This is a genomic window from Microbacterium lacusdiani (assembly GCF_054779895.1).
Genome location: NZ_BAAGXJ010000003.1, coordinates 536,459 through 559,412, shown reverse-complemented (window position 1 = coordinate 559,412; position 22,954 = coordinate 536,459). Strand labels below are relative to the sequence as shown.

Here is a 22,954-nt window from a genome sequence, read left to right as displayed (position 1 = left end):
TCCGGTCGTCAGCCGGTGAGAGTGAGCTGGACGTACACCCGGGTGCCGGAGCGGACCCATTCGCCCGCCGCCGGGTCCGTGCCCGTCGCGGTCGCCATGGGGGCGATGCTCCAGATGGCGCCGTACTCGGCGTCGAAGCCGGCGGACTCGAGCGTGTTCACAGCCTCATCCCGCGTCATGCCCGTCACGTCCGGGATCTGGAACAGCTGCGGCCCGAGCGAGTTCACGATCGTGATCGCATCCCCGGGGCGCCAGTTGCCCTCCTCCGCGCGCGGCTCGACGCGGATGACGGTGTCGGCGGCGACGGTCTCGCTGTACTCCTCGGCCACGGTCACGGTGAGCCCGGCGTCCTCGAGGGTCTTCTGCGCCTCGCCGATCGGGCGTCCGGTCACGTCGGGCAGCGGCCCGAGCGACACGACGAAGTCGGCGGCGTCGCCCTGGTGCGCCGCGCAGCCCTCGAAGCACGGCACGCGCTCCTCCGTGCCGGCCGGGATGATCTCCAGGTCGATGACCTGGTCGTCCGGGGCGTCGGAGTAGAGCTCGAGGTTCTCGGCGTCGTCGTACGAGATGTGCTGCTCGCCCAGCACCCGCTGCGCGTCGGCGAGCGACATGCCCTCGAACGAGCCGAGCTCGACGGGCGCGGGACCGGAGGAGGTCACGACCGTGATCGTCTCGCCCTTGTCCACCCGCTCGCCCGCACCGGGCTCGGTGTACATCGCCTCGCCGACCGGCACGTCGAGTGCGGGCTCGGCCCGCTCGACGCCCTCCAGCTCGAGCTCCTCGAGGGCGGCGACCGCCTCGGCGAACGAGAGACCGGCGACCGATGGCACCGCGACCTGGGAACCGGGGCCCGAGCCGAACCACCAGCCAGCGCCGCCCGCGGCGGCCGCGAGCAGGAGCACGAGCGCGACCAGCAGACCCCCGTGGCGGCGGCGCCGCTCCGTGCGGTGGCGCAGCCGGGCGGCGTTGTCGTGGTCGTCGACCGCGCCCGTGCCGGGCAGCTCTCCCGTGACCTCGCCCGTGCCGGACAGGCCGCCGGGCAGAATCCGGGTGGCCCCGGAGGTCAGGCCCTCGGCGGGGAGCACACGCGTCTCGAACGCGGCGGGGGAGGAGCTGCGGGTCGTCAGCGGGGCGATGCCGAGCTCGCGCTCGATCTCGCGGAGCCGCTCGAGCATCTCCTGCGCGTCGGACGGGCGCTCATCCGGGTCCTTCTCGGTCGCCCACAGCACCAGCTCGTCGAGCTGCTCCGGGACGCCCGGGTTCTTCACGCTCGGGCGGGGCACGGAGTCGGTCGCGTGCTGGAAGGCGATCTGCATGGGCTGCTCGCCCTTGTACGGCTGCTCGCCCGCGAGCATCTCGTAGAGCAGGATGCCCAGCGCGTAGATGTCGCTGCGGGCGTCGGCAGTGCCGCGCGTGACGAGCTCCGGGGCCAGGTACGCGATCGTGCCGAGCAGCTGCTGGCCCGTCGCGGTGTTGGCGGACGTGGCGCGCGCGAGGCCGAAGTCGCCGATCTTGATGCGGCCGTCCTCGGCCAGCAGCACGTTCTCGGGCTTCACGTCGCGGTGGATCAGACCCGCGCGGTGCGCGGCCGCCAGGCCCGACAGCACGGCGTCCATGATCGTGATGGTCTGCGTCACGGTGAGCCGGCGCTGCTCCTTGAGCAGCTCGCGCAGCGTGATGCCCGGGAGGTACTCCATGACCAGGTAGGCGAGCTCGCCGTCCTGGCCCTGGTCGTACACGTTCACGACGTGCGGGTCCGACAGCCTCGCGGCCGAGCGCGCCTCCTGGATGAAGCGGCTCTGGAAAACGCTGTCGTCGCTCAGGTGCCCGTGCATCACCTTGAGCGCGACACGACGCTCGAGGCGCAGGTCGGTCGCGACGTACACGGTGGCCATCCCGCCGCGCGCGATGCGCGCCCGGACCCGGTACCGGCCGTCGACAAGTCGCCCGATGAGGGGATCGACCTGCTGACTCGTGCTCACGGTTGGATTCTACGTTCGAGGCCCGTGGGGAGCCGGGAACGGCGCACCCCACGGGCCTCTCGAGAGCGGATCAGCCGAGCTGGGCGAGCCAGCCGTACGCGGCGGTCTCCCACTGGCCGTAGCGGTTCGGGAACGCCGAGATCTGCACGGCCTGCGCCGCGTCCGTGAACTCCATGCTCTGCCAGCCGCGGATGTCGAGCAGACCGCGCGTGTTCCCCTTGTTCGGGTTGCTCGGGCCGCCGTAGAAGACGCGCGTCGAGCGCTCGCGGTCGAGGATCTGCGCGGGCGTGCCCCATCCGGCGCTGGGGCGCTGCTGGAACAGGCCCAGCGAGTCGCGGTCGCCGTAGTCGAGGTTGCGGATGTTCGACTCGACCATCGCGGTCGCCAGCGCGATCGCGATGCCGCGGTCCGGCACGCCGAGCTGACGGCCGACCGCGATGATGAGGCGGGCGTTCTCGGCCTGCTCGGCGTCGAGGACGGCCGAGCGCTGGATGCGCGGGTCCTCCTGCGCGGCCGCGGTCGCCGCGGCGGGCTTCGGCGTGGGCGCCGAGAGCTTGAGCTTCTGGCCGGGGTAGATGATCGCGCCCTCGGACAGGCCGTTGGCCTTGAGGATCGTCGCGACGCTCACGCCGTGCTTGGCGGCGATCGCCCAGAGCGTGTCGCCGGCCTTGACCTCGTGCGTCTTGGCGCCCGCGGGCGCGGCGGCGGGGGCGGGGGAGGTCGCGGCCACGGGGACGGCCGCGGGGGCCGCGGACGAGCCCGAGACCTTGAGCTTCTGGCCGGGGAAGATCGTCGCCGAGGAGCCCAGGCCGTTCAGCTTGATGAGGGCGGCGACCGTGGTGCCGTGGTTGTGGGCGATGCCCCACACCGTGTCGCCGGCCTTGACCGTGTAGGTGGCGCCCGAGGCGGCCACCGGCTTCGAGGTCGCCACCCCGCTCGAGGCGGAGGCGGGGGCGGCGGCGGGCTTCGCCGCGGCGGGCGCGGAACCCGAGACCTTCAGCTTCTGGCCCGGGTAGATCACGGCCGACTCGCTCAGGCCGTTCGCCCGCAGGATCGCCGCGACCGTGGTCTTGTGGTTGTACGCGATGCCCCAGACGGTGTCGCCGGCCTTCACCGTGTACGTCGCGCCGGACGAGGCGGGGGCGGCGGCGGGCTTCGCCGCGGCGGGCTTGGCGGCCGGAGCGGCGGAGCCGCCCGGCGTGAGGCGCAGGACCTGGCCGGGGTAGATCGTGCTGGACCAGCTCAGGCCGTTCCAGGTGAGCACGTCGATCGTGCGGAGGCCGGCGCGGATGGCGATGCGCGTGACCGTGTCCCCGGGCTGCACGACGTGGGTGGCCGGGCGGGCCGCCGTGCGCACGGACGTCTCGATGCGGGGAGCCGGGGCCGCGGCGATCGCATTCGCGCCGGAGATCTGGCCGAAGGCGCCCGTCGGGGACTGGCCCTCGCGCACGCCGTCGCGCATCTTGATCTCGACCGCGGATGCGGGCGTCCCGCCCAGCGAGAGCGCGATGGAGCCCGCAATGGCCACCGGGACGGTGGTGAAGAGCGAGCGCATGGGCTGGCTGGCGCGAGCGTGGCTGGCGCGCGCGGGCAGACGACGGTGCACGATGGGTCCCCCTCGGATCGACTCCGAACACCGTGACACGGAAGTGATGGCGTGTCAACCTGTGATAACTGCCGTGGTCTGTGTTATGTACGGGATCCGTGTGACGGATGTGACTGATGTGACTGGCTCGTCGGCGACCCGCGCCCGCTGGTGCGGAGGGGTGAGATAGTTGCTCCGTGACCGCGGACAACACCTCCCACGATCAGAACGGCCCCACGCCCGACCCGGACGGGCGGGTCGCCACCGAGTGGCTGACGCTGCCCGACGTCGCCGAGCTCCTGGGCGAGACGCCGGGGCGCGTGCGCCGCCTGCTCGACGAGAAGGCCATCGTCGGCTCCCGACGCGAGGGCCCGCTCAAGGTCCCGGCCGTGTTCTTCCTCGACGGCGGGCTCCTCTCGTCGCTGCGTGGCACGCTGATCGTGCTGCACGACGTCGGCTTCAGCGACGACGAGTCGATCGACTGGCTGCTGACCCCCGAGGACTCCATCGGCGTCGCGCCGATCGAGGCGCTGCGCGCCGGCCGCAAGGCCGAGGTGCGCCGCGTCGCCCAGACCCTGGCCTGAGCGAGAGCCGCGCGTCAGGCGCGGCGGTGCGTCGCCGCGCGGGCGAGCCGGCGGAGCTCGCCGGCCGCCTCGGGATCCAGCGGCGCTGCCGCGAGGGCCGCGTCGGCCTCGGCGGCGAAGTCGGCGATCAGCTGCTCGACCCGGTCCAGCGCGCCCGAGCTCTGGATCGCGCCGCGCACGGCCGCGACGTCGTCGTCCGACAGCGCCGGGTCCCCCAGGAGCGCGTCGATCCGGGCCCGGTCCGCCGCCGAAGCGGCGGCGCGTGCGAAGGCGACGAGCGCCGTGCGCTTCCCCTCGCGGAGATCGTCGCCGGCGGGCTTGCCGGTCTCGGCCGGCTCGCCGAAGACGCCCAGCACGTCGTCCCGCAGTTGGAACGCCATGCCCAGGGGATGGCCGAACGCGCGGAGCGCCTCGCGCTGCGCGGCATCGGCGCCCGCCAGGGCGGCGCCGATCACGAGCGGCTGCTGCACGCTGTAGCGCGCCGACTTGTAGGACGCCACGCGCAGCGCGCGCTCCGCGTGCGCGTCATCCGGGGCCGTGCTCCACGCGGACTCCTCCGCGATGTCGAGGAACTGCCCGACGGTGACATCCCGCCGCATGCGCGCGTACTCGCCGCGCGCCACGGCCGCCGCGGCCGGATCCGACAGCCGCGCGAGAGACTCCTCGAGCAGGTCGTCGCTCCACGCGACCAGCAGGTCCCCCAGCAGCACCGAACCCGCGCGACCGTACGCGGCCGCGTCGCCGCTCCAGCCCGCGTCGCGATGACCCGACTCCAGCGCGCGGTGCGCCGACGGGCGGCCTCGGCGGGTGTCGGAGTTGTCGATCAGGTCGTCGTGCACGAGCGCGGCCGCCTGGAACACCTCGAGCGCCGCGCACACGCCCACGACGGCGTCGCCGTCGGGGCCGGACCCCGCGTCGGAAGCCGCTACGCCGCGCCAGCCCCACCAGCAGAACCGCCCGCGAAGGCGCTTCCCGCCGCCCAGCGCGGCGATCGCGTGCTCGGTGAAATCGACCGCTTCCGGGCCCAGTTCGCGGGCCTCGTCGCGGCGTCCGGACGCGAAGCTATCGAGCCGCTGGGAGATCGCTTCGACAAGGGGGAGAGGGGCGGCCACGGGTCTAGCCTAGTTCTCCGCCCGGCGACTAGAATGATGGTCAGCCACACCCACCCGAGGGGGACCCGATGCCACTCTCCGAGCAGGAGCAGCGTCTGCTGGATGAGATGGAGCGCCATCTCATGCAGAACGATGCAGATGTCGTCAGCGCGCCCGTGGGCGCGCCGGTCCTGAGCTACCGCAACCTGGTCGTCGGCGCGATCCTCGTGCTCGTCGGCCTCGGCGCGATCGTCGCCGGTATCGCCCTGTGGGGCACGAGCCTCGCCGTGGGACTCGTGCTCGGCGTCGCGGGATTCGCCGCCATGCTCGGCGGCGTGATCTTCGGCGTCACCCCGGTCCGCGGCAGCACCCCGACCACGCGCGCCGGCCGCACCACCGCCGCGCGCGGCAACCGCGGCGGATCGTTCATGGACCGCATGAACGAGCGGTGGGACCGCCGTCACAACGGCGACGGCTGACCCTCCCTCTCGCTCCACCTGAGCGCCGACCTCCGGGTCGGCGCTCTTTCTTTTTGAGAAGCGGTCGCACGCGTGCGGGCGCCCCTTCGGGGGCCCTTCGCGAGCGAGAACGTCGCTGACGCTCCGTTCGGCAGCGCTTCGCGCTGCGGGGGCCGCATCCGCGGCACGCTCGCTTCGCTCGCACGACGGTAGATCTCGGACTTCAGGTTCGGTCGTTGTTGAGGCGCGCCAGCGCCGCAGTCGAAACGGGCATTCCCCCCCGGTCGTTGAGCGGAGGCGCGCCAGCGCCGGAGTCGAAACGGACTGAGCGAGCGAAGCGAGTCGAAGTCGGCGCCAGGCGCTGCCCGCCCACGCTGGTCGAGCGACTGGACCCGCCGAATTCCCTCCACCGTGCTCCACCGGCGCTCCACTGCGGAATTCCAAGGGAGATGCGGCGGCGCGCCGGGAAGAATATCGCCGTCCTCTCTAGACAGTGGGGGGAAGTGGAGTAAAGTGGGGGCATCCTCGGGACCGGCCGGACGAAGGGGGGTGAAGGCCGATGCTGTTGGGTACCCACACCCCCAAGCTCGACGACAAAGGCCGCGTCATCCTCCCCGCGAAGTTCCGCGAGGAGCTGGCCGGAGGCGTCGTCGTGACGCGCGGACAGGAGCGCTGCCTGTACGTGTTCAGCACGGCCGAGTTCGAGCAGGTCCACGAGCGCGTGCGTCAGGCCCCCCTGAGCAACAAGCAGGCGCGCGACTTCCTGCGCATGTTCCTGTCCGGAGCGAGCGCCGAGACCCCCGACGGCCAGAACCGGATCACGATCCCGCAGCACCTGCGCACGTACGCCGGGCTCGAGAAGGAGCTCGTCGTGACGGGCGTCGGCGCGCACGCGGAGATCTGGGACGCGGCCGCATGGAACGCGTACCTCGAGAGCAACGAAGAGAGCTATTCGGAGATGGAGCAGGAGGTGATCCCGGGACTGTTCTGAGACGCACCCCCGGTTGTGACTCCCACCCGCAGCCCTGACGCACTTCCCCGGCGCCAGGTCGAGCGGATGGGGATCAGAGCCGGGGGAGCCCCTCGGATCGACACCAGCCCCGACGCATCATGAACCTCCGCGACATCCACATCCCCGTCATGCTCGAGCGCTGCGTCGAGCTGCTCGGCCCCGCGCTCCAGCGCGACGGCGCGGTCTACGTCGACGGCACGCTCGGCATGGGCGGGCACTCGGAGGCGTTCCTGGAGCGCTTCCCGCACATCCGGCAGGTCGGCCTCGACCGCGACCCGGCCGCGCTGCGCATCGCGGGCGAGCGGCTCGCGCCCTTCGCCGACCGGATCACGCTCGTCCACACCGTGTACGACGGCATCGCCGAGGCTCTCGCGTCGGCCGGGTACGACCACGCCGACGGCATCCTGTACGACCTGGGCGTGTCCTCCCTGCAGCTGGACGAGGCGGACCGCGGCTTCGCGTACGCCCAGGACGCCCCGCTCGACATGCGGATGGACCCGACCCAGGGCATCACCGCCGCCGATGTGCTCGCGACGTACGGCGAGGGCGACCTGCGGCGGATCTTCGAGCGCTACGGCGAGGAGAAGCTCGCCGGGCGCTACGCGCGCGCGATCATCTCCGCGCGACAGGAGGCGCCCATCGTGCGCTCGGGCCGGCTGGTGGACATCCTGCAGGCCGCCACTCCGGCGGCTCTGAAGAACGCCGGGCACCCGGCCAAGCGCGTGTTCCAGGCGCTGCGCATCGAGGTGAACGGCGAGCTCGCCGCGCTCGAGCGCGCCATCCCGGCGGCGCTGCGGACGCTGTCGGTCGGCGGGCGTCTCGTGGTGCTGTCGTACCAGTCGCTCGAGGACCGCTTCGTGAAGCGGCTGTTCGCGGAGGCGACCGCGTCGACCGCGCCGAAGGGCCTGCCCATGGAGCTGCCGGAGCACGCGCCGCAGTTCCGTCTGATCGTCAAGGGCGCCGAGCTCGCCGGCGACGAGGAGGCGGCCCGCAACCCGCGCGCCAAGCCCGTGCGGCTGCGCGCCATCGAACGAGTGAGGGAGGCGGCATGAGCGCCGCGAACACGGCCGCCGTGCTGCGCGCGGCGGCACCGCAGCCCCGTCCGGCCCCCGAGCGCACGCCCGGCCGCCGGCTCCACGCCGTTCCGGCGCCCGCGCCGCGCCGCCGCCCCAAGCTGGGGTACGCGGTCGTCGCGTTCGGCGGCGCCGTGGCGATCGCGGTCGCCCAGATGGGACTGTCCGTGCTCACGACCCAGTCGACGTACGAGCTCGCGGCGCTGAACCAGGAGCGCCGCACGGCGACGCTGCAGGCCCAGGAGCTGCGCGACGAGGTCGCGGGCCTGAGCTCGCCGCAGCACCTCGCGTCCAAGGCCGCGTCGCTCGGCATGGTGATCGACGCCTCGCCCAGCTACCTGCGGCTGAGCGACGGCGCGGTCGTGGGCGAGGGCGAGGCCGCGGGCACCGTCTCGACCGTGGATGCCGGCAAGCGCGCCGCGGTCGGCAACGCCCTGCTCGAGCGCAAGCCGGTCGCGACGCCCGTCGCCGGGGGCTCGGCGGAGGCCGGGAAGAAGGCGGCGGCCGCCGACCAGGGCGCTCAGAAGGCCGAGACCGAGAAGGCCGCAGCCGAGAAGGCCGCAGCGGAGCTTCCGCCTCCCCTCACGGAGGGTCTCCCGAGCCCGACCACCCGCTGACCATACGATCCACCCAGACCCACCGCGCCGCACAGCAGGGGAGCCCGATGAATCCGATCGCGAAGCGCTCGGCCCGCCGTCGCACGATGGTCGCCGCGGCTCTGGTCCTGATCGTGCTGGCGGGCTTCGTCGTGCGGCTGATCGACATCCAGGTCGTGCACGCCGACGACCACATCGCGGACTCGCAGCGCACCGGCAACATGACCGGCAGCGAGAAGCTGTGGGGCACCCGCGGCACGATCGTCGACGCGGACGGCGTCGTGCTGGCCAGCAGCACCATGCGGTACGACCTCGCGATCGACCCCGCCCTCGTGGGCGACATCGAGCGCACGCGCGAGGACGGCACGGAGTACACGCAGACGTGGGACGAGCAGGCGGACCTCATCGCGCAGGTCTCCGGCACGTCGGCCGACGAGATCAAGCGGATCGTCGCCGACACGCTCGAGGCAGATCCGGACGCACGCTGGGCGCAGCTCGCGAAGAACCTGTCGACCGCGCAGTACCAGGCGCTCCGCGAGCTCGAGCTGCCGTACCTGGTGTACGACCCCAAGCCATCGCGGACCTACCCCAACGGCGCGGTGGCGGGGAACCTCATCGGCTTCGAGTCCAACGACGGCGACCCGCTCGCCGGCATCGAGCTCGCGCAGGACTCGTGCCTCGAGGCCAAGGACGGCGAGGTCACGTTCGCGAAGGGCGGGGCCGACGGCATCCGCATCCCGGGCTCCGAGCAGGTGACGCCCGCGGTCGACGGCGGGCAGGTGCAGCTCACGCTCGACTCGGATCTGCAGTGGTACATGGAGCAGATGATCGCCGAGGAGACGCAGAACCAGCGCGCCGTCGCGGGCACCGTGACGGTCGTCGACGTGCAGACCGGCCAGATCCGCGCGGCCGCGCAATACCCCTCCATGGACCCCAACGACGTGCTGGCGTCCGACCCCACGTACCGCGGCTCGCTGATCTTCGGCACCGTCTTCGAGCCGGGATCGACCTTCAAGCCGATCACTGCCGCGATGCTGCTCGAGGAGGGCGTCGCGACGCCCCTGAGCACCACCACGGCCGCCGGCTGGGAGCAGTTCCCCAACGGCGCGCGCGTCGGGGACTCGTTCCAGCACCCGACCTACACCTACACGCTCGCCGGCGCGCTGATCGACTCGTCGAACGTCGCCCTGTCGAAGTTCGGCGAGCTGCTTCCCGACGAGAAGCGCTACGAGTGGCTCAAGCGGTTCGGCATCGGCGGGGGCGCCGTCGTGGGCTTCCCCGGCGAGGAGAACGGCTGGATCCGCCCGGCGTCCGAGTGGGACAACCAGACGCACTACGCCACGACGTTCGGACAGGCCTTCACGGCGACCATCCCGCAGGTCGTCAGCGCGTACCAGACCATCGCGAACGGCGGCGTCCGCGTGCCGCTCAGCCTCATCGAGTCGTGCACCTCGCCCGACGGCGAGGTGACCACGATGGACCCCGGCGAGCCGGAGCGCATCCTGAGCGAGGACACGGCCGAGGACGTGCGCCTGATGCTCGAGAACGTCGGCTTCCAGGGCCCCGTGGCCGAGCAGATCAAGGTGCCGGGCTACAGCATCGCCGCCAAGACCGGAACGGCCCAGAAGACCGACGGCAACGGGCGCTACAAGTCGGGCATCTACTTCACGAGCATCGTGGGCTTCGCGCCCGCCGAAGACCCCCAGTACGTGGTCATGATTACGCTCGACGAACCGAAGCGGGTAACCTCTTCTGCGGCCACGGCGCCCGCCCTGCAGAAGGCCATGGAGTACGTCCTGAAGGACCAGCGCGTCCTGCCGGGGGCCTCCGAGCCCGAGACCAAGCTCCCCAAGTTCAAGTGATGCGCGCCCCGCTCCCCGCAGGGCATGAGCGCCTCACGGAGGTAGTGACCGCATGATCGCCCTGTCCCTGTCGGAGATCGCCGCCGCGGTCGACGGAGAGCTGCGCCTGCACGGCGCCGACACCGCCGAGACGGTCGTCTCCGGCGCGGTCGACACCGACTCGCGCGCCATGGCGCCCGGGGGCGTCTTCGTCGCCAAGCCCGGCGAGACGACCGACGGCCACCTGTTCGTCGGCGCGGCCATCGAGAAGGGCGCCGTGCTGGCGCTCGTGGAGCGCGTCGTCGACGAGCCCGTGACCCAGATCGTCGTGCCCGACGTCGTCGCGGCCATCGCCGCGCTCGCGCGCGAGGTCGTCGGGCGCGTGCGCGCCCGCGGGGACCTGCGGATCGTCGGCATCACCGGATCCAACGGCAAGACGACCACCAAGAACATGCTCGCGACCGTGCTGCGCCCCGAGGGCGAGACCGTCGCGCCGGTCGGGTCGTACAACAACGCGGTGGGCGCGCCGCTCACGATGCTCCGCGTCACCGAGGACACCCGGTACCTGGTGGGCGAGTTCGGCGCGGACGACAAGGGCCAGATCGCGCGGCTCGCGGGCCTCGTCACGCCCGACGTGGGCGTCGTGCTCATGGTCGGCATGGCGCATGCCGGCGGCTTCGGCGGCATCGAGGCGACCGTGCGCGCGAAGTCCGAGCTCGTCTCGGCCGTCCGCGACGGCGGCACCGCCGTCCTGAACGCCGACGACCCCCGCGTGGCCGGCATGTCCTCCATCGCCGAGGAGCGCGGGCTCGGGATCCGGTGGTTCGGCGAGGCCGAGACCGCCGACGTGCGCGCGTCCGACCTGAAGGTGACGGCCGACGGCACGCACGCGACGATCACGGTCGACGGCCGCTCGTTCCCGCTCCACCTCCGCGTGCTCGGCGCGCACCACGTCAAGAACGCGCTGGCGGCCATCACGGCGGCCGTCGCGATGGGCGTGGCGCCTGAGGCGGCCGTCGAGCGGATCGGCACGGTCGAGCTCGCGGAGCGCTGGCGCATGCAGGTCATGGGCGGCGACCGTGTGCGCATCATCAACGACGCCTACAACGCCAGCCCGGACTCCATGGCGGCCGCCCTGCGCACGCTCGCGCAGATCACCGGCCCGGACGAGCGGATGGTCGCCGTCCTGGGCGCCATGAGCGAACTCGGCGAGTACGCCCACGAGGAGCACGCCAAGATCGGCCTGCTCGCCGTGCGGCTGCGCATCCCGCGCATCGTCGTGGTCGGGCAGGAGGCGCGCAGCCTCTACCTCGCGGCCGTCGCCGAGGGCTCGTGGAGCGATGAGGCGGTGTTCTTCGAGGACGCGGACGCCGCGTACGAGTACCTCCGCGGCGAGCTGCGCGACGGCGACCGCGTGCTCGTGAAGTCGTCCAACTCCGCGGGGCTCCGGCTCCTCGGCGATCGTCTGGGAGAATCGTTCTCGTGAGATCACTCCTGACGGCGGCGGCGATCTCCCTGGCGTTCTCGCTCTTCCTCACCCCGGTCTTCCTGCGGCTGTTCCGCCAGTGGGGCTGGGCCCAGCCGATCCGCGTCGCGAGCGCGAAGATGCTCGCCCCCGACCACGAGGTCAAGCGCGGCACCCCGACCATGGGCGGCACGATCTTCATCGTCGGCACCGTGCTCGGCTATCTGATCGGTTGTTTCGCGGGCGGCAACCCGCCGACGCCCTCCGGCTGGCTCGTGATCTGGCTCATGGTGTCGTTCGGCGCCGTCGGGTTCATCGACGACTACCTGAAGGTCAAGCAGAACCACTACGACGGGCTCAGCGGCTGGCGCAAGATCGCGGGCCAGGTCCTCGCGATCGTCCCGTTCGCGATCGCCGCGCTCAACTTCCCGAACTCGTTCGGCCAGACGCCCGGCTCCGGGTTCATCTCGTTCTTCCGCGACATCCCCGTCCTGTCGTTCATGGCGCTCGGACCCATCCTGGGCTGGCTGCTGTACCTGGCGTGGCTGTCGCTGCTCGGCACGGGCTTCTCCAACAGCGTCAACCTGACCGACGGCCTGGACGGCCTCGCGGCGGGGGCGGGCGTCTTCGTGGTCGGCGCGTACAGCCTCATCGCCTTCTGGCAGTTCAACCAGGCGTGCACGCGCCTGATCCTCGAGCCGGACCTGATGCCCGCCTGCTACAGCACGCGCGATCCGCTGGACCTCGCGATCGTGTCCGCCGCGCTCGTGGGCGGCCTGGTCGGCTTCCTGTGGTGGAACGCGCCCAAGGCGCAGGTGTTCATGGGCGACGTGGGCTCGATGGCGATCGGCGGCGTCGTGACCGCGATGGCGGTCCTGACCCGCACCGAGCTGCTGGGCCTGCTGATCGCCGGCCTGTTCGTGATCTCGTCGGGCTCCGTCATCCTGCAGCGCCTGTACTTCAAGGCCACGCGCGGCAAGCGCCTGTTCCTGATGAGCCCGATCCACCACCACTTCGAGATGCGCGGCTGGCCTGAGGTCACGATCGTCGCCCGGTTCTGGATCATCGCGGGCCTGCTCGCCGTGAGCGGCATCGGCCTGTTCTACGTCGAATGGCTCTCTCGCACATGACCTCTTCGGATCGCCTCGCGTCGCTCACCAGCTGGAACGCGGACTGGAAGGGCCTGCGCGTCGCCGTGCTGGGCCTCGCGTCGACGGGCTTCTCGGTCGCGGACACGCTCGCCGAGCTCGGCGCGGACGTGCTCGTCGTGACGGAGACCGCCGCGGATGAGTACGCGCGACTGGTGCCCGTCGTCGGCGCACGGCTGTGGCAGGGGGACCTGTCCGAGGTGCCTGCGGAGCTGGTCGACTTCGCCCCCGAGGTCGTCGTCGCCTCGCCCGGCTTCCCGCCGTCGCACCCGGTCGTGGCTTGGGCGCGCGAGACCGGGGTGCCGCTCTGGGGCGACATCGAGCTCGCGTGGCGCGTGCGCGACAAGGTCGTGCGCGCCGACGGCACGCCCGCCGACTGGGTGTTCATCACCGGAACGAACGGCAAGACCACCACGACGCGTCTGACCGCCACGATGCTGGTCGAGGGCGGGCTGCGCGCCGCGCCCTGCGGCAACATCGGCGTCCCGATCCTCGACGCCGTGCGCGACCCGGCCGGTTTCGACGTGCTCGTCGTCGAGCTCTCCAGCCACCAGCTCTGGTACCTCGGGCTGAACGACGACGCCGGTTCGCCGTCGCCGCACGCGGCCGTGTGCCTGAACCTGGCCGACGACCACCTGCTCTGGCACGGCTCGTTCGACGCCTACCGCGACGCCAAGGCCGTCGTCTACCGGCACGCGCAGATCGCGGCCGTGTACAACAAGGCCGACGACGCCACGCTGCGGATGGTGGAGGACGCCGACGTCGTCGAGGGCGCTCGAGCGATCGGCTTCGACCTCGGCGTGCCCGGCCCGAGCGAGCTCGGCGTGATCGAGGGCATCCTGGTCGACCGCGCGTTCCTCGAGGAGCGGCGCACGTCGGCCCTCGAGCTCACCACGGTCGAGGCGCTCGCCGAGCGGGGCCTGTCGGCGCCGCACATCGTGGCGAACATCCTGGCCGCGTCGGCGCTCGCGCGCTCGCTCGACGTCGAGCCCGCGGCCATCCGGTCGGCGCTCGAGGGCTTCCGCCTGGATCCGCACCGCATCGAGGTGGTCGGACGCGACGGCGGCGTGACCTGGGTCGACGACTCCAAGGCCACCAACCCGCACGCGGCCGCCTCGTCGCTCGCCGCGTATCCCGGCGCCGTGTGGATCGTCGGCGGGCAGCTCAAGGGCGTCGACATCGGCGAGCTCGTGGCCCAGCGGGGCGCCGGAGCCCGGGCCGCGATCGTGATCGGCGTCGAGCGCTCGGAGGTGCTCGCGGCGTTCGCGCGACACGCGCCCGCGGTGCCCGTGTTCGAGGTCGACCACACCGAGACTGAGAACGTCATGGCGCGGGCCGTCGAGCTGGCGGCGCGGGTGGCGGGCGAGGGCGACGTGGTGCTGCTGGCACCGGCCGCCGCGTCGTTCGACCAGTTCACCGGCTACGACGACCGCGGGGCCCGTTTCGCGGCCGCGGTGAGGGATTGGATCGAAGGGGGAGCGCAGCGTGAGCAGCACGACGACGACGCGACCCCCGGCGACGCCTGACCCCGACCGCTCGGGCGCGCTGACCGCGCGCGTCACGCTGGGCCGCGTCTTCGCGCCGGTGCCGCTGGAGTTCCTGCTGGTGGTGTCGACCGCGCTGCTGCTGACCGGCTTCGGAGTCGTGATGGTCACGTCGGCCACGACGGCAACGTCCCTGAGTGCGGGCCAGAGCCCCTACAACGACGGCCTGCAGCAGGGGGCATTCGCGATGCTCGGGATCGCGGCGATGTTCGTGGTCAGCCGGCTGCCCGTGCTGTTCTTCCGCCGGATCGCGTGGATCGCGCTCGGCGTGGCGATCGCGGTGCAGCTGCTGGTCTTCACGCCGCTCGGCGTCGAGGTCTACGGCAACCGCAACTGGCTCGACATCGCGGGGTTCTCGGTCCAGCCGTCCGAGCTCCTCAAGCTCGCGCTGGCGCTGTGGGCCGCCATGATCCTCTACCGCAAGCGGACGCTGCTCACGAAGTGGCAGCACGTCTTCATCCCGCTCGTGCCGGTCGCACTGCTGGCGATCGGGACGGTGCTCGCGGGGCGCGACCTCGGCACGTCGATGGTGCTCGTCCTGATCGTGCTGGCGTGCCTGTTCTTCTCCGGCGTGCGGCTGCGCATCTTCGCGCTCCCCGTGCTGCTCGGCGTGGTCGCGGTGACGGCGCTCGCCGTGACGAGCCCCAACCGCATGGCCCGGATCATGAGCTTCCTCGACCCGAACTGCGACTACCTCGACGACTGCTACCAGCCGCTGCACGGCATCTGGGGCCTCGCGAGCGGCGGCGTCTTCGGCGTCGGCCTCGGCAACTCGGTCGAGAAGTACAGCTGGCTGCCGGCGATCGGCGACGACTACATCTTCGCGATCGTGGGCGAGGAGCTCGGCCTGATCGGCTGCGTGGTGGTGCTGGCTCTGTTCGCGACCTTCGCGGTCGGCGCCTTCCGGATCATCCGCAACAGCGACGACCCGTTCGTCAAGATCGCGGCGGGCGGCATCACGGTGTGGATCCTGGGGCAGGCGCTCATCAACATCGGCGTCGTGCTGCGCGTGTTCCCCGTGCTCGGCGTCCCGCTGCCGTTCATGTCGGCGGGCGGCAGCTCGCTCGTCGCGGTGCTCGCGGCGTGCGGCGTGCTCCTCGCGTTCGCGCGCACCCTTCCGGCGCCGCACGTCGCCGCGCCGGGCGGCACCGCGCGGGCCGCGGCGCGGGGCGCGGGCACGGGCCGGGGAGCGGGCTCCGAGCAGGTGGCCGGAACGGGGCGCTCCGCGCGGCCTGCGAGACTGAAGAGGTGACGACCTACCTGCTCGCCGGCGGCGGCACCGCCGGCCACGTGAACCCCCTGCTCGCCGTCGCGGACGGTCTGCGCCGCCGCGATCCCGAGGCGGAGGTGCTCGTGCTCGGCACGCGCGAGGGGCTCGAGGCGCGCCTGGTGCCCGAGCGCGGATACGAGCTGCTGATCGTCGAGAAGGTGCCGTTCCCGCGCCGCCCGAACGCGGACGCGGCGGCCTTCCCGGTGCGCTTCCAGCGGGCCGTCGGTCGGGTGCGCGGGTACATCCGGGATCGGGGCGTCGACGTGGTCGTCGGCTTCGGAGGCTACGCGGCGGCACCCGCCTACGTCGCCGCGCGCCGCGAGCGCGTGCCCTTCGTGCTGCATGAGGCGAACGCGCGGCCCGGGCTGGCCAACGTGCTCGGCGCGCGCCGTGCCGCCGGAGTGGGCGTCGCGTTCGCGGGCACGCCCCTGCGCCGCGCCGAGGTCGTCGGGATGCCGCTGCGCCCGGAGATCGTCGGGCTCGACCGCGCGGCGCTCCGCGCGGAGGCCGCGGAGCACTTCGGGCTCGACCCCGACAAGAAGACCCTCCTGGCGTTCGGCGGCTCACTCGGGGCGCTGCGGATCAACACGGCCCTCGCCGAGTCGTGGCGCGACATCCTCAACACCGGATGGCAGCTGCTGCACATCACGGGGGAGCGGTCGGACCTGCCCGACCCGCAGGCCGAGGGCTACGCGCTGCGCCGCTACGTGGACCGGATGGACCTGGCGTTCGCCCTGGCGGACCTCGTTGTGTCGCGCTCCGGCGCGTCGACCGTGAGCGAGATCGCCGCGCTCGGCATCCCCGCGGTGTACGTGCCGTACGCGGTCGGCAACGGCGAGCAGCGGCTCAACGCGAGCGCGTCGCTCGCGGCCGGGGCCGCCATCCTGATCGAGGACGCCCAGTTCACCGCCGACCGGGTGCGCTCCGAGATCGTGCCGCTCCTCGGCGACGAGGAGCGGCTGGCCGCCATGGCCGCCGCGGCCGAGACCGCCGGCACGCGTCACGGCACCGAGAACGTCATCGCGATGATCGACAGAGTTCTTTCCTTTTAGAAGCGATCGCACGCTGCGGGGCCGCAAGCGGCACCCTTGCGAGCGAGAACGTCGCTTCGCTCCGTTCGGCAGCGCTTCGCGCTGCGTTTGGCCGCATCCGCGGCACGCTCGCTACGCTCGCACATCGGTTGCTCCGATCCCGCGCCCAGGCTGCAAGCTGCACCCTTGGAGAGACGGAGCGCCGCGCGCCGGGACCGGGGCAGGGCCGCGCCGACTTAGACTCGAGGGGCCATGATCAGACCCGACCTCAGCACCCCGATCCCCGAGCACGTCGGCGCCGCCCACTTCATCGGGATCGGCGGTTCCGGCATGTCGGGCCTGGCCCGCATGTTCCTCGCGCGCGGCGTGAAGGTCTCCGGCTCCGACCGCTCCGACAGCCAGAACCTGCGCGACCTCGAGGCGCTGGGCGCCACCGTGCACGTCGGCCACGACGCGGCGAACCTCGGCGACGCCGACACCGTGATCTTCACGGGCGCGATCTGGCCCGAGAACCCCGAGTACCTGCTCGCCAAGGAGCGCGGGCTGCCGATCATCCACCGCTCGCAGGCGCTGCACTGGCTGATCGGCGGGCGCCGCCTGGTCGCCGTCGCGGGCGCTCACGGCAAGACCACGTCGACCGGCATGATCGTGACGGGCCTGCGCGGCCTCGGCGCTGATCCGAGCTTCGTCAACGGCGGCGTGATCGCGGGGCTCGGCGTCTCGAGCGACTCCGGATCGGATGAGCTGTTCGTGATCGAGGCCGACGAGTCCGACGGCTCGTTCCTGCTGTACGACACGTCGATCGTGCTGATCACGAACGTCGACGCCGACCACCTCGACCACTACGGCTCGCACGACGCGTTCGACGCGGCGTTCGTGCGCTTCGCCGACGCGGCGCGCGAGGCCGTCGTGATCTCGTCGGACGACGCGGGCGCCCAGCGCGTGCGCTCGGGGCTGAGCCACCGCAACGTCATCACGTTCGGGCAGGCCCAGGACGCCGACGTCCGGATCACCGACATCGTCACCGAGGGGCCCGTCGCGTTCACCCTCACGCACGGCGGACGCAGCGCCACGGGGCGCCTCGCGGTGCCCGGCGCACACAACGCGATCAACGCCGCCGGAGCCGTCGCCGTGCTGATCGCGCTCGGCCACGAGCTCGACGCCGCCCTCGAGGCGGTCACCGCCGGGTTCGCCGGCACGGTGCGCCGCTTCGAGCTGCACGGCGCCGAGCGCGGCGTGCGCGTCTACGACGACTACGCGCACCATCCGACCGAGGTCGCCGCCGCCCTGAGCGCCGCGCGGACCGTGGTCGGCGACGGGCGCATCATCGCGGTGCACCAGCCGCACACCTACTCGCGCACCCAGCTCATGGCGGGTGAGTTCGCGCATGTGCTCGAGGAGCTGGCCGACCACACGGTCGTGCTCGACGTGTACGGCGCGCGCGAGGATCCCATCCCGGGCGTCACCGGCGAGCTCGTCAGCTCGAGGTTCCGGGACCCCGAGCGCGTGCACTTCGTCGCCGACTGGCAGGAGGCCGCCGACTACACCGCGTCGGTCGCGCGCGAGGGCGACTACGTGATCACGCTCGGCTGCGGCAACGTCTACCAGATCATCCCGCAGGTGCTGGAGTCGCTGCGCGGAAGCGAGAACGCGGGAGCATGAGGCGCCCCGGCCCGCTGCCCCCGCCCGAGCGGCGGGACGCGCGGGATCCGCGCGCCGATCCCGAGGGCCTCGTCGCCCTCGACGACGAGCCGCGTCGTCGCGCGCCCGTGCTGCCGTTCCGCCGGCGCCGGGCCGAGGAGGGCGACGCGCCGCCGCCGCAGGATGTGCCGGACGAGCCGGACGCCCCCGAGCCGCGGGCCGAGGAGGCCGGGGCGCAGCCGACCGGATGGCGCGACGTCTGGCGCGCGACCCGCGCGCGCCGCCGTGCGCTGCGCTCCGAGATCCGGCGCTTCACGGCGCGCTCGCGCCGCCGCCGGATGATCTGGATCGCGTCGCTGTCGGCGCTGCTGCTGCTCGTGATCGGGAGCGTCGGCGCCGCCTACAGCCCACTGTTCGCGGTGCAGCGGATCACGGTCGAGGGCGCCGTCGCGATCGACCAGGCCGCTCTGCAGGAGGCGCTGGCCGATCAGGTCGGCCGGCCGCTCCCGCTCGTGGACCACGCCGAGGTCAAGGCGGCGCTCGTGACGTTCCCCCTGATCGAGACCTACACGCTCGAGGCGCGTCCGCCGCACGATCTGATCGTGCGGATCCGGGAGCGCACGCCGATCGGCGTCGTGCGCTCGGACGCCGGCTTCACGACCGTCGACGCGGCCGGGGTGGTGCTCGCCTCGGGCGGCGCGCGGCCCGAGGATCAGCCGCTCATCGACGCCCGCGGCGGGCTCGCGTCGCCCGCCTTCGAGGCGATCGGCCAGGTGCTGCGCACGCTCCCCGACGACGTGCACGGGCTCGTCGCCGAAGCCCGCGCCACGACGCCCGACGACGTCACGCTCGTGCTTCACGACGGCACCGAGGTGCTGTGGGGGAGCGCCGACGACTCCGTCAAGAAGGCCATCGCGCTGCTCGCCGCGCCCGACGGCTACTCCTACTACGACGTCTCGTCGCCCGGTTCGATAAGCGTCGGCTGACCTCTCGCGAACCGCGCAGACGGCTCGTCACGCCATTTCGCGACACGACTCGCGACACGCCCACGGCCAATCCGGATTCGAGCGCGCGGCGCGCATACCTTCATGGAAGGAATTGCATACCGGGCAATACTTTAACTCTCATGTAGAGGGTGAAGGTTCCGGGATGAGACCAGGGTTCGACAGCAATCGGAGGCCGGCATGAGCCAGAACCAGAACTACCTCGCCGTGATCAAGGTCGTCGGCGTCGGCGGCGGTGGCGTCAACGCCGTCAACCGCATGATCGAGCTCGGTCTCCGTGGAGTCGAGTTCATCGCGGTCAACACCGACGCGCAGGCGCTGCTGATGAGCGACGCCGACGTCAAGCTCGACGTGGGCCGCGAGCTCACGCGCGGCCTGGGCGCCGGAGCCGACCCCGAGGTCGGCCGTCGCGCGGCCGAGGACCACGCGGAGGAGATCGAGCAGGCGCTCGCGGGCGCCGACATGGTGTTCGTCACGGCGGGCGAGGGCGGCGGCACCGGCACCGGCGGCGCGCCCGTGGTCGCGCGCATCGCCAAGTCGATCGGCGCCCTGACCATCGGCGTCGTGACCAAGCCGTTCTCGTTCGAGGGCCGCCGCCGCCAGAGCCAGGCCGAGGCGGGCGTCGCGACCCTGAAGGAAGAGGTCGACACGCTCATCGTCGTGCCGAACGACCGCCTGCTCGAGATCAGCGACCGCGGCATCTCGATGGTCGAGGCGTTCGCGACCGCCGACCAGGTGCTCCTCGCCGGTGTGCAGGGCATCACCGACCTGATCACGACCCCCGGTCTCATCAACCTCGACTTCGCCGACGTCAAGTCCGTCATGCAGGGCGCCGGCTCGGCGCTCATGGGCATCGGCTCGGCGCGCGGCGCCGACCGGGCCATCAAGGCGGCCGAGCTCGCGGTCGAATCGCCGCTGCTCGAGGCCTCGATCGAGGGCGCGCACGGCGTGCTCCTGTCGATCCAGGGCGGCTCGAACCTCGGCATCTTCGAGATCAACGACGCGGCTCAGCTGGTCAAGGAGGCCGCGCACCCCGAGGCCAACATCATCTTCGGCACCGTGATCGACGACACGCTCGGCGACGAGGTGCGCGTCACGGTGATCGCGGCGGGCTTCGACGGCGGCGAGCCGCAGGCGCGCATCGAGGTGCCGTCGATGGCGGGGCGCGCCCCCATGCCGACCCTGCCGGGCGCCACGTTCGGCTCGTCGGCGCCCGCGCCGGCTCCGGTCGAGAAGAAGGAGGAGCCCGCTCGCGAGACCGTCTCGGTCGCCGCCGCGGCTCCCGTGCTGCCCGACGCGGGCTTCGACTCGGCGTTCGGCGACGACGACCTCGACATCCCGGACTTCCTGAAGTAACTCATGACCGACCTCGCGTCGCGCCTCGCCGATGTGGATCTCCGCATCGGCGAGGCCGCGCGCGCGGCGGGCCGCGACCCGGGCGAGCTGACCCGGATCGTGGTGACGAAGTTCCATCCGGCGTCGCTGGTGCGCGAGCTCCACGCCCTCGGCGCGCGGGACGTCGGCGAGAACCGGCAGCAGGAGCTCAGCTCCAAGTCCGCGGAGACGGCGGACCTCGCCGGGCTGACCTGGCACTTCATCGGCCAGGCGCAGACCAACAAGGCGCGGCAGATCCGCCGCGCCGCCCGCGTCGTCCACTCCGTGGATCGCGAGCGCCTCGTCACGGCGCTCGATGCGGCGGCCGAGCCGGGGGAGGGTGCGCTCGACGTGCTCGTCCAGATCAACCTCACGGACGATCCGGGGCGCGGCGGCGTCGCGCCCGACGACCTCGAGGCGCTCGCCGAGCGGGTCGCCGCCGCCGAGACGCTGCGACTGCGGGGCGTCATGGCCGTGGCTCCGCTGGACGAAGCCCCCGCGGCCGCCTTCGAGCGCCTCGCGGGATACGCCGAGCGCGTGCGCGCGGTGGTCCCCGAGGCCACCTGGATCTCGGCGGGCATGACCGCCGACTTCGCCGAGGCGATCGCCTGCGGCGCGACACACCTGCGGATCGGGTCCGCAATCACCGGCCCTCGCCCCGCCCGGGCGTAGCCTCGAAAAAGCAGAGCAGACTACGGAGGACGCCATGGCGAACCCGCTCAAGAAGACGATGGTCTACCTCGGACTTGCCGACGAGGAAGGATACGAGGACGTTGCCGAGCAGCCCCAGCGCACGCACGAGCAGCCGCAGCACGACGAGGCCAAGCCGGCCCCTGTCACGCCGCTGCGCCGCCCCGCTGTCGTCCGTCAGCCCGCGGCGGCTGCCGTGAACGAGATCGTGACGGTGCACCCCAAGCAGTACCGCGACGCGCAGATGATCGCCGAGCACTTCCGCGACGGCATCCCGGTCATCATCAACCTCTCGCAGATGAGCGACGCCGACGCGCGCCGACTCATCGACTTCGCGAGCGGCCTGTCGCTCGGCCTGTACGGCCGCATCGAGCGCGTCACCAGCAAGGTCTTCCTGCTCTCGCCCGAGAACATCGCGGTCTCGGGCGACGGCGGCATCGCGCACGCTGACCCCGAGTCCGCGCCCTTCGCGCAGGCCTGATCCGCGGCCCCGCCGCGTCTGCTCGTCGTCTCGTCTGCGATGGTGACCGTCATCGGGCTGATCGCCTCGATCGTCAACTTCCTGCTGCTCATCTACATCCTCGTGCTGTTCGCGAGGCTGATCTTCGAGTACATCCCGATGTTCAATCGCGAGTGGCGCCCCAAGGGGGCGCTGCTCGTGGTCGCCGAGGTGGTGTACACCCTCACGGATCCGCCCATCCGCTTCTTCCGGCGGTTCATCCCGCCCCTGCGGATCGGCGGCATCGCGATCGACTTCGCGTTCGCGCTGACCATGCTGCTCTGCTTCGTGCTGCTGTCGGTCACGCGGTCGCTCACCATGCTCTGAGCCGCGCACGATCGTCCCTCGGCGGCATCCGGTGCGGCGGCTATGCTTGCTCACGGAGAAGTGCCCGGGCTCGGCCCACGGCCACAGACACCCCACGGAAGAGGAGCCACCCATGGCATTGACGCCGGATGACGTCGTCACCAAGCAGTTCCAGCACGTCCGGTTCAAGGAGGGCTTCGACCCGGACGAGGTCGACGACTTCCTGGACGAGATCGTCGTCGAGTGGCGCAAGACGATCGAGGAGAACAACGAGCTGAAGGCCAAGCTCGCCAAGTACGAGTCGGGCGAGCTCGCTCCCTCCGCCGCTCCGGTCGCCGCCGCCGCTCCCGTCGAGGAGCAGCCGGCCGAGGAGCCCGCCGCCGAGGAGCCGGCCGCCGAGGCCGCTCCCTCCGCCGAGCCCGTGTCGACCACGGCGTCGAGCGCCGCGAGCATCATCGAGCGCGCGCAGCGCCTCCACGACGAGCACGTCGCGGAGGGCAAGCAGACCGCCGAGCAGCTCATCGCCGACGCCAAGGCGGAGGCCGAGCGCCTCGTCAGCGAGGCCGAGAGCCGCCAGCGCGAGCTCAACGAGAAGTACGAGAAGGACCGCACGACCTTCGAGGGCCGCATCAGCGAGCTGCGTCAGTTCGAGCGCGACTACCGCCAGCAGCTGCGCAGCTACTTCGAGGCGAAGCTGAAGGACCTCGACGCCTCGGGCTCGGCCTCGGACGAGACGCCGGTCTCGGCGATCGGCCTCTGA

Annotated in this window: 21 protein-coding genes; 18 read left to right on the top strand and 3 right to left on the bottom strand. The window is 72.2% G+C overall.

The features are described 5' to 3' along the window. Positions 1-8 precede the first annotated feature (8 nt). Together pknB and ACYVGN_RS04810 are read right to left on the bottom strand one after the other, a co-directional pair. Positions 9-1,982: a Stk1 family PASTA domain-containing Ser/Thr kinase gene (pknB, locus tag ACYVGN_RS04815; RefSeq protein ID WP_460789109.1), complete on the bottom strand. Its 1,974-nt coding sequence runs from the start codon at positions 1,980-1,982 to the stop codon at positions 9-11. Between the two features lie 70 nt (positions 1,983-2,052). Further along, positions 2,053-3,588, bottom strand: a complete 1,536-nt coding sequence (locus ACYVGN_RS04810) for a LysM peptidoglycan-binding domain-containing protein (protein WP_460789108.1) — start codon at positions 3,586-3,588, stop codon at positions 2,053-2,055. A 251-nt stretch (positions 3,589-3,839) separates the two neighbouring features. Here ACYVGN_RS04810 and ACYVGN_RS04805 point away from each other — a divergent pair, with 251 nt between their 5' ends. After that, complete coding sequence (locus ACYVGN_RS04805; protein ID WP_460789231.1) at positions 3,840-4,151, top strand: Rv2175c family DNA-binding protein; 312 nt, start codon at positions 3,840-3,842, stop codon at positions 4,149-4,151. Positions 4,152-4,165: 14 nt separating this feature from the next. Here ACYVGN_RS04805 and ACYVGN_RS04800 read toward each other — a convergent pair whose 3' ends face one another. Beyond that, the gene (locus tag ACYVGN_RS04800; protein ID WP_460789106.1) at positions 4,166-5,263 is read right to left on the bottom strand and encodes a polyprenyl synthetase family protein; all 1,098 of its coding nucleotides are present in this window, start codon (positions 5,261-5,263) and stop codon (positions 4,166-4,168) included. 68 nt (positions 5,264-5,331) lie between these two features. On the opposite strand from ACYVGN_RS04800, the gene ACYVGN_RS04795 reads away from it, so the two are divergent. From ACYVGN_RS04795 to ACYVGN_RS04715, 17 genes are all read left to right on the top strand, one after another. Further along, on the top strand, positions 5,332-5,721 hold the full coding sequence (locus ACYVGN_RS04795) for a DUF3040 domain-containing protein (protein WP_460789105.1): 390 nt from the start codon (positions 5,332-5,334) through the stop codon (positions 5,719-5,721). Between the two features lie 538 nt (positions 5,722-6,259). Continuing rightward, on the top strand, positions 6,260-6,691 hold the full coding sequence (gene mraZ, locus ACYVGN_RS04790; protein ID WP_055991719.1) for a division/cell wall cluster transcriptional repressor MraZ: 432 nt from the start codon (positions 6,260-6,262) through the stop codon (positions 6,689-6,691). A gap of 119 nt (positions 6,692-6,810) precedes the next feature. Further along, entirely contained in the window at positions 6,811-7,764 is a 954-nt protein-coding gene (rsmH, locus tag ACYVGN_RS04785) for a 16S rRNA (cytosine(1402)-N(4))-methyltransferase RsmH (RefSeq protein ID WP_460789103.1), read from the top strand. Next, positions 7,761-8,402 carry a hypothetical protein gene (locus tag ACYVGN_RS04780; protein WP_460789102.1) on the top strand — a complete coding sequence of 214 codons (642 nt, stop codon included), beginning with the start codon at positions 7,761-7,763 and terminating at the stop codon, positions 8,400-8,402. Before rsmH ends, ACYVGN_RS04780 begins: the two co-directional genes overlap by 4 nt. A 47-nt stretch (positions 8,403-8,449) precedes the next feature. Next, positions 8,450-10,243 (top strand): peptidoglycan D,D-transpeptidase FtsI family protein, encoded by a 1,794-nt coding sequence (locus ACYVGN_RS04775; RefSeq protein WP_460789101.1) that lies wholly within the window; start codon positions 8,450-8,452, stop codon positions 10,241-10,243. A 52-nt stretch (positions 10,244-10,295) separates the two neighbouring features. Then, the gene (locus ACYVGN_RS04770; RefSeq protein ID WP_460789099.1) at positions 10,296-11,708 is read left to right on the top strand and encodes a UDP-N-acetylmuramoyl-tripeptide--D-alanyl-D-alanine ligase; all 1,413 of its coding nucleotides are present in this window, start codon (positions 10,296-10,298) and stop codon (positions 11,706-11,708) included. Further along, positions 11,705-12,817: a phospho-N-acetylmuramoyl-pentapeptide-transferase gene (gene mraY, locus ACYVGN_RS04765; protein WP_055991734.1), complete on the top strand. Its 1,113-nt coding sequence runs from the start codon at positions 11,705-11,707 to the stop codon at positions 12,815-12,817. The genes ACYVGN_RS04770 and mraY overlap by 4 nt, the downstream gene beginning before the upstream one ends. Further along, the gene (gene murD, locus ACYVGN_RS04760; protein WP_460789098.1) at positions 12,814-14,361 is read left to right on the top strand and encodes a UDP-N-acetylmuramoyl-L-alanine--D-glutamate ligase; all 1,548 of its coding nucleotides are present in this window, start codon (positions 12,814-12,816) and stop codon (positions 14,359-14,361) included. The genes mraY and murD overlap by 4 nt, the downstream gene beginning before the upstream one ends. Continuing rightward, entirely contained in the window at positions 14,321-15,631 is a 1,311-nt protein-coding gene (gene ftsW / locus ACYVGN_RS04755; protein ID WP_460789096.1) for a putative lipid II flippase FtsW, read from the top strand. Before murD ends, ftsW begins: the two co-directional genes overlap by 41 nt. Beyond that, positions 15,628-16,701 (top strand): UDP-N-acetylglucosamine--N-acetylmuramyl-(pentapeptide) pyrophosphoryl-undecaprenol N-acetylglucosamine transferase, encoded by a 1,074-nt coding sequence (locus ACYVGN_RS04750; RefSeq protein ID WP_460789094.1) that lies wholly within the window; start codon positions 15,628-15,630, stop codon positions 16,699-16,701. Before ftsW ends, ACYVGN_RS04750 begins: the two co-directional genes overlap by 4 nt. Positions 16,702-16,932: 231 nt before the next feature. Beyond that, a complete protein-coding gene (gene murC, locus ACYVGN_RS04745) occupies positions 16,933-18,342 on the top strand; it encodes a UDP-N-acetylmuramate--L-alanine ligase (RefSeq protein ID WP_460789092.1) in 1,410 nt (469 codons plus the stop codon). After that, positions 18,339-19,307, top strand: coding sequence for a cell division protein FtsQ/DivIB (locus ACYVGN_RS04740; protein ID WP_460789090.1), 969 nt, complete (start codon positions 18,339-18,341; stop codon positions 19,305-19,307). The genes murC and ACYVGN_RS04740 overlap by 4 nt, the downstream gene beginning before the upstream one ends. 198 nt (positions 19,308-19,505) lie before the next feature. Further along, entirely contained in the window at positions 19,506-20,681 is a 1,176-nt protein-coding gene (ftsZ, locus tag ACYVGN_RS04735) for a cell division protein FtsZ (protein ID WP_134747178.1), read from the top strand. Positions 20,682-20,684: 3 nt separating this feature from the next. Continuing rightward, complete coding sequence (locus tag ACYVGN_RS04730; protein ID WP_134747180.1) at positions 20,685-21,371, top strand: YggS family pyridoxal phosphate-dependent enzyme; 687 nt, start codon at positions 20,685-20,687, stop codon at positions 21,369-21,371. A gap of 34 nt (positions 21,372-21,405) precedes the next feature. After that, on the top strand, positions 21,406-21,870 hold the full coding sequence (locus ACYVGN_RS04725) for a cell division protein SepF (RefSeq protein ID WP_055991756.1): 465 nt from the start codon (positions 21,406-21,408) through the stop codon (positions 21,868-21,870). Positions 21,871-21,912: 42 nt separating this feature from the next. Next, positions 21,913-22,215 carry a YggT family protein gene (locus ACYVGN_RS04720; RefSeq protein WP_055992005.1) on the top strand — a complete coding sequence of 101 codons (303 nt, stop codon included), beginning with the start codon at positions 21,913-21,915 and terminating at the stop codon, positions 22,213-22,215. Positions 22,216-22,327: 112 nt separating this feature from the next. Continuing rightward, positions 22,328-22,954 carry a DivIVA domain-containing protein gene (locus tag ACYVGN_RS04715; protein WP_460789087.1) on the top strand — a complete coding sequence of 209 codons (627 nt, stop codon included), beginning with the start codon at positions 22,328-22,330 and terminating at the stop codon, positions 22,952-22,954.